The following is a 16641-nucleotide window of genomic DNA, read 5'->3' on the forward strand; positions in this document are numbered from 1 at the left end:
AACAAAAAACCTATCTTTAAAATAAATAATTTACCTGGACTTATCTGCCTGCTATGGAACCTATTGCACCAGCCCAAACTATTAACCAGATTATTGAACAGTTAGAGGCTATTATTGCCGACGCTATAAAAACCGACAGCAGGGCGGGGTATTTCGCGGCCCTGTACCATAAGGTTACCTGCAAGGTAAGGGAAGGCATCCAAAACGGTGAGTTTGAAAACCCTGCCCGCATGGAACAACTGGACGTAATCTTCGCCAACAGGTACATCAAGGCCTATCGCAGCTGGCAACAAAAGCAGCCTTGCTCCAACTGCTGGCAACTGGCGTTCGGTATCTTTAGTAAATCATCAAAGCTGGTATTACAGCATCTGCTCATCGGCATGAACGCGCATATCAACCTTGATTTGGGTGTTGCCGTTGTTGAAGTAGCCAACAAGCTCAACCAGCCGCTAACCGAAGTTCATAATGATTTTAATTCCATCAATACTATACTATCGGCGCTTACCTACGAGGTGATCAGCGAGTTGAACCAGATCTCGCCGCTGCTGTCACTGGCGGGCCTGCATGCGCAAAATAATTCTATCCTTATTCAGTTTGCCCTGAGCAACGCCCGCGATGGTGCCTGGTGCTTTGCCGAAGACCTGTTTACCCGTACCGGAGATGCTTATCCTAAGCAGATAGCCAGCAGGGACAGCGATATCAATAAACTGGGACTTGGCATCGTTAACCCCGTTGGGATGCTGCGTATTACCGTATGGATCATTCACCTGTTTGAAAAACGTGATCCATCCAAAATAACAGAGATTTTGAGTACTTATAAAAAGACTTATTTAAAGGTGAATTAGATGTTTAGCGCTGGGTAAACGCTAAATTGCAAGAAGAGGTGGGAGATCCTATTTGTAAATTGCGATCAGCACAAAAAACAATACCAGCATTCCTCCACCAAAAAACTTCACATAATTGTTAAGCCATTGAGGTATATAAAAGAGATACCGATAGCTGGGAAGATGTTGCCCTGTAAGCACTGCACGCAGTATTTTATAAATATATAGCGGAATATTACACAGGTATACACCAAGTAAACCAATTGTTTCGAGCGTTGAGCCTATGTGTAACACGCTTTGGAATTTAGATTATTTATAATACAATAATAATTAATATTGTGTATCGTCGGGCAGTCAATTAAATATAAAGTCGATAACGTACTATATAAGCCTTCCTAACAATAAACTCTCCCTCATCAAAATTCATTATCTTTGCCCCCTGATCGATGAAAGCAGCTGTTAATTGGTGCCTTCATCCAAAAATCGGTGAAATCATAAATGCAAACAATAACAACCTGGGAAAAAGGCTATAACAATTACGGACCATGGCTTAAGGAAAAATACAAAGGCCATCGCGTGTTTAAAGTAATTGTTGATGGTGGTTTTACCTGCCCCAACCGCGATGGCTCGAAGGGTTACGGCGGTTGCACTTATTGTAATGTTGATTCCTTTACCCCTTCGGTTAGCCGCAACGCCCCTACTGTAAGGCAGCAGGTTGAGGAGGGCATGGAACGCGCCCGTAAAGGCAATAACGCCGATAAGTTTATTATTTACTTTCAGCCCAATACCAATACCTATGCCCCGGCGCATTACCTCAAAATGCTTTATGATGAAGCCCTGAGCTACGGTACCGAAGATATTGTAGGCCTTTCGGTAGGTACCCGGCCCGATTGTATCGATGCTGAAAAAATCGCGCTGTTGGAAAGCTATACCGATCGTTTTGATGTTGATTTGGAAATGGGTATGGAAAGCATCTATAACGAAACCCTAAACCAGATCAACCGGGGCTGCAGCCACGAAGAACTAGTGAAAGCCCTGAGCCTGGTCGAAAACTCGAAACTGGATATCTGCGTGCATACTATTTTCGGTTTCCCCTGGGAAACTAAAGAAATGATGCTGAAATATGCCGACGAGATCAACCGTTTTAAACAGATCAAGTTTGTAAAATTCCATCACCTGCATATTGTTGAAGGCTCGGTAATGGGCGTAAAATACAAACGCGAACCATTTCACCTGTTTGGTATTGACGAATATGCCGATTTTCTGTGCGAACTGCTACCGCTCGTTCGCCCCGATATCGTGATCCAGCGCCTCTTCGGCCTCAGCGACCGCGAACTGCTCATCGCCCCCAACTGGGGTTTGAAAAAATCAGAAATCCAGTATTATATTGATCAGAAAATTTTAAGCAGAGGTGTGGTGCAGGGAAACCGCCTGAACCTTGATTTATAGGATTTGCCGGATTACTCTGCCGTTGTTAGTGTTGTCACCAACAACATTTACCCCTCGGCTATTAATGGTAAAGCAATTAAGAATAATGGTTTATTGAACAAATAGAAGTTGTTGGTGACAACACCAACAATAGCGCAGTATTGATTATCAAAGGTATTTTTGGATCTGTTTTGTGATATGGGCGTTGCCTGCGGCCCGTGCTATCCGCTCATACTGCACGGGCATTAGCCACAAGGCCGGTATCCGCTACTATCACTAACGCGCCCAGCGCACCATCGCTAAGATATACTTTATACGTCATCACGGTTTTTTTCAGGATTTCCCTGATGGGTACTCGCGATGACGATGTTATAAAAAAGCTTTGGAAACTTACGAGTCAACAAAATCCATCAATCCGGCCAATCCCCCCAAATCCCGGTTCTGGTTTAACGAATAAGCAAATCAATGCTCTTCTCCCTGCAACTAAAAGCTGCCACTGCAACTTAAAATATCACCACTTGCCGGCTGTTACTTCCTAAACATTGGTATCCCTTTTGCAAACATTTACGTATAATTAAATTGATCTGAAAGTTAAAATCGTCTATTTTGTCACAAAGAGCACAATCCAATTATATCCCGGCATTAACTGGTGTAAGGGCCATGGCGGCCTACCTGGTTTTCATTTCGCATTTTGCCTATGTGTTTGATGAGAAATTTCCCCACTCTGTGCAACGTTTCTTTAACGAGTTCCATATCGGGGTTACCATTTTCTTTGTGCTTTCGGGCTTTTTGATCGCATTTCGTTATTTTGATAGTTTTAAATTAACAAAAGCCTGGTTTCTGCAATACCTTAAAAACCGGGTGGCGCGCATCTATCCCATGTATGCATTGCTTACCATTGGGGCGTTCATAGCTTATCATTTTACGCAAAGTCCAACAGTAACGGCAGGGCAAAACCCGGTGGTTATGTTTTTCATGAACATCGTTTTTGTGCGCGGCTTTTTTGATCAGTTTAAGTTTACCGGCATTGCGCAGGGCTGGTCGCTCACGGTTGAAGAATGCTTTTACTTTTCGGCACCATTTATTTTCCTTATCGCCACTAAATACAAAAAGTTTTATATCCAGCCTATCGCGGCTACAGGCTTGGGTGTTTTGCTGGTGCTTATCTTTAGTCGGATAAACTGGTTCGGTTTCTTCGGCAACTTTACGTTCATGATGCTGTACACCTTTTTAGGCCGATGCTTTGAGTTTTACGCGGGCATTCAGCTGGCGCTTATTGTTCGGAAACAAAAACTGGAGGGTACAAGCAAAAAGAAGTTCACTTACCTGGGCTTTTTCATGATCTTTTTTTGCGTGTGGATCATGTCCACCTTGACCATCCCGAAAGGATATGAGGCAGGCTTGCATAATCCCTGGGGCATTATAACTAATAACTATCTGCTGGCTACCTCGATTGCCATTTTCTTTTATGGTCTGCTCACCGAAACTACCTTCCTTAAAAAGTTTTTAGCACACCCTTTTATTGAACTGCTGGGCAAAAGCTCCTACATATTTTACCTGATCCACTTAGGCTTTATGTACAATTTCATCCATCAGGGCATGAACAGTCTTAACGATTATGTTTTTGAGCTTTATGATAAATGGGGTGTCGACTGGCATTCGCCTTTTGAGTATGATAGCTTAAACCTTTTGTATGCCTTTATCGTTTTAAATATCGTTTCCATAACGTTGTTTAAATTAATTGAAGAACCACTTAATCATTATATCCGTAAGTCTGATTTCCTGATTAAAAACAAAGCACGTAATCCCGAAAATGAATCAGCTAAGATTAAAGCCTAATTACAACATGCTAAAAAACGCTAACAAACTACTGATCATTGCTTTCGTTTTACTGACCTGGTGTGCCGCCCTACCGGCCATGGCACAGGAAACCGAAAAAGACCCGGCGGAGAATACCGGCAAAAGCGGTGGTGATGATGAAGTATCAACGGTATTAACTATCAATAATAAGGATGGTATATTCAGTTCAACAGCCTCGTTCAGCTTTGAAATTAAAAACACTTATGATACTAACCAGGAAGGCAGCATATCATACAATATCACTACCGAAAATGGGCAAATTGTTAAAACCCTGTCAAAGCCGGTAAACCTGGGCAAAAAAAGCACTTCCAAATATGATTTTGAGGTACCCAACCTAAAAACAGGTTTTTACAAGGTTAACATGATGATCAATGTGAGCGATTATGACGATACCACTCGCCGCGCTTTTGGGATCAGGCCGGAGGAAATCCGGTCGCAATATGCCAGGCCGGCCGACTTTGACCAGTTTTGGCAAACCGCCAAAGATGAGCTGGCCAAAGTGAAACCCAATTACAAAATCACCGAAGTGCCATCCATGAACACCGAAAACCGCAAGGTTTACGAAATAGAAATGAAATCGCTGGATAACCTTACCATCCGCGGTTACATGACGGTGCCCATCAGCAAAAATAAAAACAAGAAGTTTTCGGTATTGCTTGGCTTACCCGGCTACCAGGTAAAGCTATACCCCATAGTAGGCCTCGATCCCGACCTGGTAATCATCACGCTTAATACCCGTGGGCAAGGTACCAGCCGCGATGTGATCCATACCGAGCGCGATGCTTTTATCTCCTATCGCATTGAGGATAAAAACAAGTACGTAATGCGCGGCGTGATTATGGATTGCGTACGCGCGGTTGATTTTATTTATGCGCAGCCTAATTTAAGGCACGATCAGATCCTGGCTACCGGCGGCAGTATGGGTGGTTACTTATCGCTGGCGCTTGCCGGCCTTGATCATAGGGTTACACTTTGCTCGGCACAAAACCCTATCATGAGCGATATCCGGAACCTGGTTGGCACCGTTGAATGGCCCATTAACGACATTAAAAAATATGTTTTAAGTAAGCCTGGCGTAACATTTAACCAGGTACTCAACAACCTTGACTATTACGATACCAAAAACTTTGTAACAACCATAAAATGTCCTACTATTTTGGGCTTAGGCCTTTTGGACCCATATGTACCCCCAGGCAATGGTTACGCGGTGTTCAATTCGATGCGTGGCGATAAGCACTTAATGGTATTTAAAAACCTTGGGCACGAGGTAAGCCAGGTATATAAGGATTATGAAGGCCGTTGGATGCGCGACACCTTTGGTTTATTTTAAAACGATTAAAATCTACACACATGACCTTGAAAAATACTTTATCAAAATATTTACTTACGGGGATAGTAATATTTGCCTTAGCCACAGGTAAAAGTTATGCAGGAGGTTTCCCGGTAAGGCCGGGCAGGATCTCACTATCGCCATCAGCAACTTACTTTTTTGCCAATAAAGCCTGGGATGCCGACAGCCATAAAGGTGCCTTTGCCAATAATGGTAAGTTCAGCTCATGGAGCTATTCCTTATACTCAGAAGTTGGCTTAAGCCGTAAGTTTACCCTATCGGTACTTGCGCCTTATGTAATAAATACTTTTAGTACTGATCTTGGTACAAGCAAAAGCTCAGGTTTTCAGGACCTGGAAGTGGGTATCAGGTATTACCTGGCCAATATCAGTTATAAATATTACTTCAGCTTACAGGGCACGGCTATTGTACCTATGTATACCAACACCGCACTTGGCTATAACCAAAAAGGGGGAGAACTTAAACTGGCCTTTGCCGGCAGCGGGCATTTATTCGGCAAAAACTCATTCTTCATTCTTGAAAACGGTGTACGCGAGTACTTTGGTTACGAAAGTGTTTTCCAGGACAGGTACAATGCCACTTATGGTTTAACGCTTGATAAAAAATTCCGCGAGCAGATCTCGCTAAGCGTAGGCGGCTTTTATGCCACCAGTATTAATAAGGATTTTAACGTGAACCCCAGCGCCAGTAAAAACTTTGCTTTTAACCAGGTATCGTTAAGTTATGGCCATGCGTTCGCTAAAAGCCTGTCGCTGTTTTTAACAGGCGGCACCTTTATTACCGGGCGCAATACCGGCGCAGGTTCCAGTTTTTCGGCATCACTTAATTACCGGATAGATACGAAGTAGCCCTATAAAAGCTAAAAGTGGAAGGCATAAGCTTAAAGCAATAGTTATCAATAAACTTCTTTAGATTCTGCTATGCTAAATCTGCAGAAGTTTTTTCCATTTCAAACAGGTTCAACACCTCATCCCAATTGTGAACCCGCACATGCTGGTGCTCATGTTTGTTGTGATGCGCGTTAAACATGATGGCTTTGCCGCTGCAATAGTCGAGGTTTTTACAATGGTCATCTATCATGTAATCGGTATGGATGATACTTTTATCGCCACACAGCACAATATTACGCCAGCTGATAAACGGGAAATATTCCTGAAGCCATTCTAACTTTTCGGATAACGACAGCGGGAATTCCGTAGCGGCGGATACAATGTATACCTCGTAATCTTCAATCAATTTTCTAACAGCCTCAATAGCGCCGGGCATAACCGGCAGCGTACGGAAAAATCCGGGCAGGTTCAGGGAAGCCTTCGTTGCAGCATCTAAGGGAAAAGCCTCGGCATGTGATAAGCCATCAATAGCCTCAAGGGTTGTTGTAATGCCGTACAACTGTTCATAATATTTGATCAGTTGCGGCTCAACATCGGCCATAACACCGTCCATATCGATGGCGATAGTTTTCTTTGTTTGCGTTTTCATGCAACAAATCAAAACAAAATTGCAATATTTTGCAAATTATTTATAAATTCGCATCATATTGCAAACATGGTAAGAGAAGAAAGACTCCAGATCATTTTAGATCACGTATCAAAAGACAACAAAGTTATGCTTGCCGAATTGAGCGAAAAACTCAATGTTTCGGAAGATACAGTACGCCGGGATATTAAAGTATTGGCCGACCAGAAGTTGCTAACAGCAGTAAGGGGCGGCGCGGTTGCCCACTCTCCCATTCCGCACCATTACCGCGCGAGGGAAAAGCATGATATTGCCTCTAAGAAAGTCATCGCATCAAAAGTGTTGAGTTTTTTAAAAGACGGACAGGTTGTACTTTTTGATGGCGGTACATCAACATTAGCTGTGGCTGAAAGCCTGCCGGATGACTTGAGGATCACCGTAGTTACCAACAGCTTTCCGGTTGCAAGCGCGCTTGAAGATCATCCAACAGTTGAGGTGATATTTGCCGGGGGGCGTCTGTATAAATCGTCCTTTACTACCATCGGCCATGAAACCATCAATGCCTTCAGGAATATCCGGGCCGATCTTTGCATTTTCGGGATTTGCAGTGTGCACCCTGCCATCGGCATCACAACCAGGGATTATGAAGAGGCCGAGATCAAGAAAACGATGATAGAAGTATCGAAAGAAACTATCGCCTTATCCACCTTAGAAAAAATAAATAAAGCCGATTCTTATTACATAGGCCCGGTAACAGAACTGGACACCATCATTACCGATGTATCCCCCGACAATGAAGAACTTTCGGCATACAAGGAAGCAGGCATTAATATTATTTAATATAATACTACCGCGGGCTTTCGGCCCGTGGTTTAATACTTGTACTTCCCAAACAGATCCTCTATCGCCCTGGTACGGTAATCAAAGATCTGTTCTACCTTGCCTTTAACAAAAACAGTGTTCGCCAGCCTGCCAATCGCGCCATAAGGGATAGCATAATGTAAAAGATCGGTCATGTGAACACCGCCATTTATTTCTTTAAAATGGTGCTGATGATGCCATAGCGCGTATGGCCCGAAACGCTGCTCATCAACAAAATACTTTTTATCATCAACATGGGTGATCTCTGTCATCCAGTGCATTTTAATACCTAATAACGGCGAGATCTTATAAGTGATGATCATTCCAGGGTACATTTTTGTCTCGGCGGTATAATCAGATGTTACTACGAAGCTCATGTCACTGGGTGTGATCTTAGCCAAATTTAATGGCGACGAAAAAAAATCCCAGGCCTGATCAAGGCTGATAGGAATGGATTGTTCTTTTTTTAAAACGTATGTTTTCACGATGGCGTAACAAGAAGGGACGGATAAGTGTTTTGGTCGACTCGCCCAATGGGCTATAAAATGATGTCATTGCGAGCGTAGCGCGGCAATCGCATACCATACAGAACCGCTCTGCGTCCGTGCGATTGCTTCGTTCCTCGCAATGACATTTTTTTCTGACCCTACCGATCTTCCTTCCCTATTGGCAAATCCCTTCTTGACCATTCGCTCCAGGAGCCAACGTAAAGCTTTGGGCCGTTGATGCCTGCGTAATCCATACCCAGTAAGGTATGGCAGGCTGTAACACCCGAACCGCAGTGAACTATTACTTCGCTATGCGCTACATCGCCAATTGCAGCATCATAAGCCTTGCGCAGCTCATCAGCGGGTAAATACTTACCGTCGGCGCCGAGGTTGTTGATATAAGGCAGGTTTAAAGCACCGGGGATATGGCCGGCTATCAAATCCAAAGGCTCTGTCTGGCCCAGGTAGCGTGGCGTTTCGCGTACGTCAATTACCAGTCGTGAGGGATCCTGTGCAGCTTCTCCGGCCTCCGCTATCTCAACAGTATTTGCATATTCGTGTGTTACCGGGTACGGATCAACGGCAACCGGGGTATAAACTTCAGTGCTAAATGTTATACCTGCATCTTTAGCGGCCTGTAAGCCGCCATTTAGTACCTGTACGTTTTCATGACCAATTGCCCGCAGCATCCACCACAAACGTGATGCGCTGAACGCGCCTGATTTATCGTCATAAACCACTACGTGACTGTCGGGTGTAATGCCCCAGTTACCTAACAGTACGGCAAACTCCTGTATATTAGGCAACGGATGTCTGCCGCCAAAGGCAGGGTCATCGGGTTTAGTGGTAAGGTGCTGATCAAGGTCGGCGTAGATGGCGTGGTTTAAATGGCCTGCCAGGTAACGCTGGTAAGAGTCCTGCCCTCCGCGGGCATCAATAAGAATAGTATCCTGTGCGGCTAAAGCCGGGTCGTTGATTTCAATAAGTGGCGACATAGGTATATCTGATATGTTTTAATATCAAATATAGATACACGCTTTGGGTTTCGGCAAATTTACTGCACTATTTTATTGGCGCAGTATGAGCTTGCAAAAGCCTCGGGCTTGGCCTTAAACACAAAACCCATGCTCAGGATGTAACCCATAGCCTCGTGCAGGGCCGCGTTACTTTTAAACATCGGGTTGGTGTTAATGTCGGCATGTACCTCAAGCTCCACATCATACAGGTCGAGCAAATCGCAAAGCTTGTAAGCAATGTCGATAGACTTCTGCACCTCGCTCAGCATCCTTTCTTTAATGCTCATTTTTTGCGAAGTACGCTCCTGGTGTATGAACATAAAAGCGCCGCGTTTTTCGCGCAGAAACACAATCACCGTTGCAAAATCCGTTACGGATCCTTTAACTTGCGAGTCGGTGCCGATACATACTTTTAGCTTGTTGCCAAGGAGGGCTTCGCGTTCAATTGCCTTTTCAACCTCTTCCATAATGGGCGATTGGATTACTTCGCCGCTGAATTTTCTCCAGGTCATAAAAATTATTTTAGGTAAATTTTAGGCGACCTCTTTTATGGGTCTATAAAAATAAGCGATAACGTTTCATATTAACGTAAATAACGTGTGATTTATTTGTTAACATTTACCTGATTATTAACAGGTTGGTTGCATTTCGAATATCGGATTTGGGATTTCGAAATTAAAGAGGAAGGAGTTTTTTTACTGGTCGAAGTTTAGCGATAGCGTAACTTCGTCCCAAAACCGGGCAAGCATTCTGCTTGCGGAAGCGGAAAAGTAAATTGATTGTATAGTTAAGCTGAAAGCTTAAGGCATTTTAGGACGAAATTACGCTATCGCTAAACTTCGACCAGTTGGGGTGTTCGGAAGAGGTTCGAATTCCCTCCTTGGGGAGGGGTGCGTTGGAGAAGTGTAGTGGCAGGGAGGGGTTTATCCGCTATTTTGACGATGTAAACAAGTCTATGAAACCCCTCCCTACACCCTCCCAAGGGAGGGAATCGCTCAATCCCGCGCTTTTTATCCGCGCGAGCCAAAAATAAAAAAAACCAAAATCGAAATTCCGAGATCCGAAATCAGGACAACGCAGCCTTGATCCTGTTCTCGGCTTCCAATACCAGGTCGCCAATCGAGGTTTTACCGGGCTCAATCGGTTCAAGTACCGTCCAGGTCATGGATATAAAAGTATTAAGCGGATAAAAGCCATATTGTACAACCTTCCAGCTATTTTTTATGGCGATGGGCACCAGCAATGCTTCAGGGCATTTTTTTAGCAGCATGGCAACACCTCCCGGCTGAAAAGACCGTACTACACCATCCTTAGAGCGGGTACCTTCCGGAAAGATCACTGCCGACCAGTTATTGGCTTTCATGCGCTCACCTAAACTTATCATTTCGGTCATGGATTGGCGGGAGTCTTTCCTGTCGATATTAGCACCGCCGCCGTGTTTCAGATTGTAACTGATAGAGGGGATCCCTTTGGTAAGCTCTATTTTAGAAACAAACTTGGCGTGATACTTGCGCAGGTAATAAATAAGCGGGGGGATATCGAGCAGGCTTTGATGATTGGCCACAAATATAATTGGCCTACCCATCGGCAAATTTTGCTTATTGATAAAAGTTACCGTATCGCCAATGATATAAAAAGTGCGGAACAGGCATAAGTTCAGGATATCAACCGAACGTTTGTGCGCGGCATAGCCAAAAAAACGAAAGCAGATCCACTGGATGGGCTGAAAAATAACCAGGGCTAAAAAAAATGCAATTATGGCAAAGGGCGACAGGATATAACCTAATAACTTCTTCATCAATGGGCAAAGTTATATTTTTTTCAGTAATGCAATAATTTACAAACGGTTTTCTGTTAGCAACAGTCGCACTTTAAGTACCGCGGCCACAGTCATGGAATCAGTAATCTCGCCATCGCAAACCATACGGTAAATTTCAGCAAAAGGCACTTTTCTGATAATCAGCTGTTCGGTTTCTTCGGGTTCGGCTTCAAACTGCTCAAGGCCCCGGGCCAGGTACAATATGCTCAACTCATCGCTTACTGAATTGCTGAGGTGCAGGCGCTGGATCTCCGTCCATTGAGAGGCTTTTAACCCGGTTTCTTCAAGCAATTCACGTTTGGCCGATTCGAGCGGATCCGTACCTTCAGGGCCACCACCTTCCGGCATTTCCCAGCTGTACTGATTTAATGCGAAGCGAAATTGCCCTACAAGATAAGTATTTAGTTCAGCGTCTAAGGGTAAAACACCAATCGCCACATTTTTAAAATGTATTTTACCATAAATACCGGGATTACCGGAAGGGTTAATAACCTGGTATTCGGTTAGGTTGATCCAGGGGTTATCGTAGATATTTTTTTGGGACGTTATTTTCCAGGGGTTATCTTCAGGGTGATGCATGGCCTAAAAATAGACATCTTTTTATTAAAAAAATGTCATTTCGACAGAGCAGCGCAGGTTGTGAGTAATGGCGCGAAAGAGATATCTTCTATATCAGGCCCTACAACTAAACCTGTAAAAACATGGCGTAGAAGATTTCTCCTCACCTCCTGACACACAAAACCAATCCCTGGTTCGTTTGTTTTTTATCTACTCCACTACATACTCCAGTTTCACTTGCACGTTCAGGTCTTCGTGCATCCGGGCAAACTGGCGGGGGTTGCGGGTAAAGTCGGGATCAGTGTCCATATAAATGTTGGTGATCTTAACCATTTCGGGATGCTTATCAGTACCTATATTATAGGTAAGCCCCTCGCCGCTTTCTAAACTTTGTTTTAGCTCAAGGTATTGCTTACCGGTTACAATGATCATTTTTTCGGCAGTCATGGATACTATTTATATAAATGGATAAACTACTCAAAACCGTGAGTTGATTTGCCCTGTAACATACCGGCGATACAAATTATCGCTTACCGGGTTCTGTAACGGTTTATTATATTTACATCAAATATAACTTATATATATCCGCATAAATGATCAGTATTAAAAAATTATTGCCTTTTGCTTTATTATTGAGCGGTACTGCAGCATTGGCCCAGCAAAGCCTACCCATAGCTGTAAACTTGCAAAAAACCTACACCAAAGGAACGCGCACCACAACCGGGGCACCCGGCAAAAATTACTGGCAAAACACGGCCGACTATAAGATAAAGGTAAATTTCGACCCTAAAACCCGCTTGTTAAGCGGGACAGTTGGTATCGATTATGTTAACAACAGCCCCGATACGTTAAAGCGGGTACAATTTAAACTGTACCCCAACTTATATAAAAAGGGTTCGGCACGTCAAATGCAGGTTTCGGCAGGTGACTTGACCGATGGGGTACAGATCAAAAGCCTTAGCATAGATAATAAAACGCCTGACAGCGCTAAAACCCGCCGTATCAACGGCACAAACATGACGCAGCGTGTTCCCCCTATCGCTCCAAAGCAAAAAGCACATTTTGATATCAGCTATGCTTATACATTAAACAAGGGCTCACATATCCGCACCGGTCAAGTTGATACCGGTGCATTCTTCATTGCCTATTTCTTCCCGCGTATAGCAGTTTATGACGATATTGATGGATGGAACGATTATCCATACGTTGGCTCACAGGAATTTTATAACGATTTTTGCCATTTCAGCGCGGAGATCACCATACCCGGCGACTATAAAGTTTGGGCTACAGGCGATCTGAAAAACGCCGGCGACGTTTACGACAGCCGGATCGTTAAACGCATTGCTGATGCCGGCGCAAGTAATAAGGTAAGTGATATTATTACCGAAGATGATATTAAAGCGGGCAACATCACCAAAAACAATCCAACTAACACCTGGAAGTTTGAGGCTGATAGCGTTACCGATTTTGTTTTTGCTGCCAGCAACCATTATTTATGGAAAGCATCGAGCCTGGTGGTTGATCCGAAAACCGGCAGGCGTACCCGCGTTGATGCGGTATTTAACGAAAATCATAAAGACTATTATGCAGTAGTTGATTATGCCCGCAAAACGGTTGAGGTGATGAGCTACAAATTTCCGAAATGGCCGTATCCATACCAGCATGAAACCGTTTTTGATGGTTTAGACCAAATGGAGTACCCGATGATGGTGAATGATAATCCGCTGGAAGATAAGGCCGATGCCATTGAGCTTACCGATCATGAGATCTTTCATACCATGTTTCCGTTTTACATGGGCATTAACGAAACCAAATACGGCTGGATGGATGAAGGCTGGGCAACCATAGGCGAATGGCTGGTAAGTCCGGAGATTGATCCTTCTATAGTTGACCCATATGGTGTTGCCGCAGTTGAACAAAGCGCCGGCCACGAGGTTGACGTGCCGGTAATGACACTTACACCTATGCTCACTGGCCCAGCCAGTTTTACCGACAGTTATCCCAAACCAGGCCTGGGCTATTTATATGTAAAAGATATGCTTGGCGACGAGCTGTTTACCAAGGCACTGCATTACTATATTGCCCAGTGGCACGGCAAACACCCTATGCCGTACGACTTTTTTAATTGTATGAACACCGGCTCGGGCATAAACCTTAACTGGTTTTGGAAAGCCTGGTTCTTTGACAATGGCGTAACCGATCTCGCCATCAGCAAAGTGACTAACGCCGGGTTAAAATATGCTGCCACAATTACTAAAGTTGGCAGTAAGCCCATCCCCGTTAACCTAACCATTAGTTATACCGATGGCACTTCCGAACTGATACACAAAAGTATTGCTGTTTGGTCTACCGGTAACAAAACAACCACAGTTAATTTCACTGCAAAAAAAGCGGTTAAAAAGATTGTACTTGGTACTACCTATGATCCTGATAGCAATAAAAAGGATAATGTGTGGGTGGCTCCTAAATAATTGAAAGCTAAATGCTAAATGCCGAAAGCCGAAAGCTAATAATGTGATAACCCAAAAAACGTCCCATCAGGATCTCTCACAGAGGATCCTGATGTATACGCTATGCAGGCTCACTGTTCAATAGCACGCGGTGCCCCCCTCTCGGGTTCGGGTAAGGGGTGTGACCTTATTTCTACAAACCTTTTTCCCCTCCGCGGGATTTTTATAATTTAATAAACATGTATTAATTGCCCAAGGACAGGTGCACCAGAGGTGCAAAAGGTTTGTAGCTTGTACAGTTATAGAATATCCTTGCCCCAGAGGGGGCAAAACACGACGACTTTTCAAACCACAAGCAATTTTAAACTCGCAGAGCACCATGATGTATGCGCCATACACATTCACTATTCCCCCTGCTTCTGATATGCCCTCAGCAGTTCCCCCACATCAATCCCATTGATTTTCATACCGGCTATATCACAATCGGTAATATCAACACCACTTAAGTTGCAATCGGTTATTGTGCTGCCCTGCAGGTCACAGTTCTCAAATTTAAGGGGGCGTTGTTTTGCAGCAGGATCATAAGCCGGATGACCTTCGGGCGGCATACCTATATCATGGATATAAGCACCGCCAAGCTGGGCGTATTTTATTTCCAGGTCACTCAAATTGGCATCTTCAATTTTAAGCCCGGTTATACAAACATCCTTAAAGCTTGCATTGTTCATCATCGTTTGCTCAAAGCTTGAACCATTAAGCAGAGCGCATTTAACATCAAGTACCTTTTGAGTTTCTTTTATAACAATAACTTCGGGGCTGTTAGCTGTTGAGTTTTCCATGATTCATTATTGATTTATTCAAAGATGCTGAAAATGAACGCCAAAGCAAGGTTATACACGCGACAAATAACGGGTGTATTTGCGACAAGGTTGTGCTGTCGCTAAGTCGCAAATGCGCTAAGTTAAAATCTTTGCGGCTTAGTGCCTTTGCCTGAAATTTGAATACATACTGATATATAATTTCGTAAATTCAAATACTTTATCAAAATACCATGATCCTGCTTCGTTATATCCAATCACTACTGCTTGTTGTGGCCTTTATTACACTTGCTCATACCTCATCTTATGCGCAACAAAAATACAATCCTATTTCACACGCTAAATGGTTGATCGGCAGCTGGAAAAATCAATCGGCAAAAACAGTGGATATTGAAACATGGAAAAAGCTTAACGACAGCACCTTTATCGGCAGAAGCTATTCGTTGACTGGTGCAGATACGGTATCATCCGAACATATCCGACTGGAGCAACATAAAGGCAAGCTTTACTATATCCCAACGGTAAAAAATCAAAATGGCGGCAAAGCGGTAACTTTTACGCTTACCTCATCTAACAACAAACACCTCGTTTTTGAAAATCCGGAACATGATTTTCCGCAAAAAATAACCTATACCCAAATCACTAACGACTCGTTGGTGGCCGAAATATCGGAGACAAGGAAAGGCAGGCAAAAGGCAATACAATTCCCAATGAAAAGGGTCAAATAAGAGAGGAGTGGCTTTATATCTATTGCAAAAATTCGGCTATATCACGACCATAAAATTCTTTAAACAGTTTCCGGAAATAAGCCGGGGTTTCAAACCCTGCTATATAAGATATTTCGGCCACGGTACGGTATTTACCACTATTGATTGCCTCCATCGACATCAGTAAACGGATTCGCCGGATATAATTATTTGGCGTAATACCCGTGGTGTTTTTTATGCGCCGGTGCAGTTGTCTTTCACTTAAACCCATTTCATTACTTAACAATACAATGATCAAATCAACTTTTCCAATATATTTTCTTACCAGCGTTTCAAGCTCATAAAGCCAAAGCTGATCGGCAATAGAAAGTTCACTGATTGGCTTTAGATTATGTGTACTTAACTCCGCCCCTCTTTCAATTTCGTTATTTTTTACCGATACGAGTGATACTTTGCTAAATTCTTCCAGTTTCTTTTTGTCGGTAATATTCCTGGCAATAGCAAAAACCAGCTGCTGTTTTTGTACCGGCATCGAGATCCATGAAAGCCATACTATTTCTCCGCTTTTGGTTACATACCTGTTTTCAAAATTATACAGCGGATTGTTTTTCTTTATACTCTCACGTTTACTTGCGGTGATGCTTCTGTCTTCGGGATAAACAAATGAATCGATAGGCCTTGCAAACAGTTCGCTTTCGGTATAACCTAAAGTTTTGGAAACAGCCGGGTTAATTTTTTTAAAGTAACCATCAAACCCGGCAACACATAACCAATCGGGCGACAAGCGAAAGAAGTATTCCAGATCAAAAATCTCATTGAAGTTTTCCATATAAATTTCAGTTCCTCTTGTAAGGGAACGCAACACATTTGGTAATTAAAAGCAATATAGCCACAGGTTGTGAAAAGGCAAATTCAAAAGAAACCATTTTTTATGATACCCATAAATATTTAACATAAACTGGCAGGATTCTTTAGTAAAATGTCAGTAATGTTAACTTTTCCAAAC

Annotated in this window: 18 protein-coding genes; 8 read left to right on the forward strand and 10 right to left on the reverse strand. The window is 43.3% G+C overall.

What is annotated here, in order from left to right:
- The first annotated feature begins 53 nt into the window (after positions 1 to 53).
- Positions 54 to 845: a DUF5995 family protein gene (locus BLP33_RS23990; RefSeq protein WP_090533954.1), complete on the forward strand. Its 792-nt coding sequence runs from the start codon at positions 54 to 56 to the stop codon at positions 843 to 845.
- 48 nt (positions 846 to 893) lie between these two features.
- On the opposite strand, the gene BLP33_RS27235 is transcribed toward BLP33_RS23990, so the two are convergent.
- Entirely contained in the window at positions 894 to 1118 is a 225-nt protein-coding gene (locus BLP33_RS27235; RefSeq protein WP_139160061.1) for a hypothetical protein, read from the reverse strand.
- A gap of 204 nt (positions 1119 to 1322) precedes the next feature.
- Between BLP33_RS27235 and BLP33_RS23995 the strand changes: the two genes are divergently transcribed.
- From BLP33_RS23995 to BLP33_RS24010, 4 genes are all read left to right on the forward strand, one after another.
- The gene (locus tag BLP33_RS23995; protein ID WP_090533956.1) at positions 1323 to 2273 is read left to right on the forward strand and encodes a tRNA modification radical SAM protein MnmL/YtqA; all 951 of its coding nucleotides are present in this window, start codon (positions 1323 to 1325) and stop codon (positions 2271 to 2273) included.
- 585 nt (positions 2274 to 2858) lie between these two features.
- The gene (locus BLP33_RS24000) at positions 2859 to 4091 is read left to right on the forward strand and encodes an acyltransferase family protein (protein WP_139160062.1); all 1233 of its coding nucleotides are present in this window, start codon (positions 2859 to 2861) and stop codon (positions 4089 to 4091) included.
- Positions 4066 to 5442, forward strand: coding sequence for an acetylxylan esterase (locus BLP33_RS24005; RefSeq protein WP_090533960.1), 1377 nt, complete (start codon positions 4066 to 4068; stop codon positions 5440 to 5442). The genes BLP33_RS24000 and BLP33_RS24005 overlap by 26 nt, the downstream gene beginning before the upstream one ends.
- Before the next feature lie 20 nt (positions 5443 to 5462).
- On the forward strand, positions 5463 to 6311 hold the full coding sequence (locus BLP33_RS24010) for a hypothetical protein (protein WP_090533962.1): 849 nt from the start codon (positions 5463 to 5465) through the stop codon (positions 6309 to 6311).
- A gap of 70 nt (positions 6312 to 6381) precedes the next feature.
- On the opposite strand, the gene BLP33_RS24015 is transcribed toward BLP33_RS24010, so the two are convergent.
- Complete coding sequence (locus BLP33_RS24015) at positions 6382 to 6942, reverse strand: 5' nucleotidase, NT5C type (RefSeq protein WP_090533964.1); 561 nt, start codon at positions 6940 to 6942, stop codon at positions 6382 to 6384.
- 66 nt (positions 6943 to 7008) lie between these two features.
- On the opposite strand from BLP33_RS24015, the gene BLP33_RS24020 reads away from it, so the two are divergent.
- Positions 7009 to 7758 (forward strand): DeoR/GlpR family DNA-binding transcription regulator, encoded by a 750-nt coding sequence (locus BLP33_RS24020; protein WP_090533966.1) that lies wholly within the window; start codon positions 7009 to 7011, stop codon positions 7756 to 7758.
- Between the two features lie 32 nt (positions 7759 to 7790).
- Here BLP33_RS24020 and BLP33_RS24025 read toward each other — a convergent pair whose 3' ends face one another.
- The 6 genes from BLP33_RS24025 to BLP33_RS24050 form a co-directional block, all read right to left on the reverse strand.
- Positions 7791 to 8264, reverse strand: a complete 474-nt coding sequence (locus tag BLP33_RS24025; RefSeq protein ID WP_090533968.1) for an SRPBCC family protein — start codon at positions 8262 to 8264, stop codon at positions 7791 to 7793.
- A 161-nt stretch (positions 8265 to 8425) separates the two neighbouring features.
- Positions 8426 to 9262 (reverse strand): sulfurtransferase, encoded by an 837-nt coding sequence (locus BLP33_RS24030; RefSeq protein WP_090533970.1) that lies wholly within the window; start codon positions 9260 to 9262, stop codon positions 8426 to 8428.
- 59 nt (positions 9263 to 9321) lie between these two features.
- Positions 9322 to 9795, reverse strand: a complete 474-nt coding sequence (locus BLP33_RS24035; RefSeq protein ID WP_090533971.1) for a ribonuclease H-like YkuK family protein — start codon at positions 9793 to 9795, stop codon at positions 9322 to 9324.
- Between the two features lie 554 nt (positions 9796 to 10349).
- The gene (locus tag BLP33_RS24040; protein ID WP_090533973.1) at positions 10350 to 11081 is read right to left on the reverse strand and encodes a lysophospholipid acyltransferase family protein; all 732 of its coding nucleotides are present in this window, start codon (positions 11079 to 11081) and stop codon (positions 10350 to 10352) included.
- Positions 11082 to 11120: 39 nt separating this feature from the next.
- Positions 11121 to 11681 (reverse strand): NUDIX domain-containing protein, encoded by a 561-nt coding sequence (locus BLP33_RS24045; RefSeq protein WP_090533975.1) that lies wholly within the window; start codon positions 11679 to 11681, stop codon positions 11121 to 11123.
- 189 nt (positions 11682 to 11870) lie between these two features.
- Entirely contained in the window at positions 11871 to 12107 is a 237-nt protein-coding gene (locus BLP33_RS24050) for a hypothetical protein (RefSeq protein ID WP_090533977.1), read from the reverse strand.
- A 146-nt stretch (positions 12108 to 12253) separates the two neighbouring features.
- Here BLP33_RS24050 and BLP33_RS24055 point away from each other — a divergent pair, with 146 nt between their 5' ends.
- Entirely contained in the window at positions 12254 to 14131 is a 1878-nt protein-coding gene (locus BLP33_RS24055) for a M1 family metallopeptidase (protein ID WP_090533979.1), read from the forward strand.
- 383 nt (positions 14132 to 14514) lie between these two features.
- On the opposite strand, the gene BLP33_RS24060 is transcribed toward BLP33_RS24055, so the two are convergent.
- A complete protein-coding gene (locus tag BLP33_RS24060) occupies positions 14515 to 14949 on the reverse strand; it encodes a pentapeptide repeat-containing protein (protein WP_090533981.1) in 435 nt (144 codons plus the stop codon).
- Positions 14950 to 15161: 212 nt separating this feature from the next.
- Between BLP33_RS24060 and BLP33_RS24065 the strand changes: the two genes are divergently transcribed.
- Positions 15162 to 15656: a DUF6265 family protein gene (locus BLP33_RS24065; protein ID WP_090533983.1), complete on the forward strand. Its 495-nt coding sequence runs from the start codon at positions 15162 to 15164 to the stop codon at positions 15654 to 15656.
- 19 nt (positions 15657 to 15675) lie between these two features.
- Here BLP33_RS24065 and BLP33_RS24070 read toward each other — a convergent pair whose 3' ends face one another.
- A complete protein-coding gene (locus tag BLP33_RS24070; protein WP_090533985.1) occupies positions 15676 to 16464 on the reverse strand; it encodes a helix-turn-helix domain-containing protein in 789 nt (262 codons plus the stop codon).
- Positions 16465 to 16641 lie beyond the last annotated feature (177 nt).

It is taken from the genome of Mucilaginibacter sp. NFR10, assembly GCF_900100445.1.
GTDB classification, from domain to species: Bacteria; Bacteroidota; Bacteroidia; order Sphingobacteriales; family Sphingobacteriaceae; genus Mucilaginibacter; species Mucilaginibacter rubeus.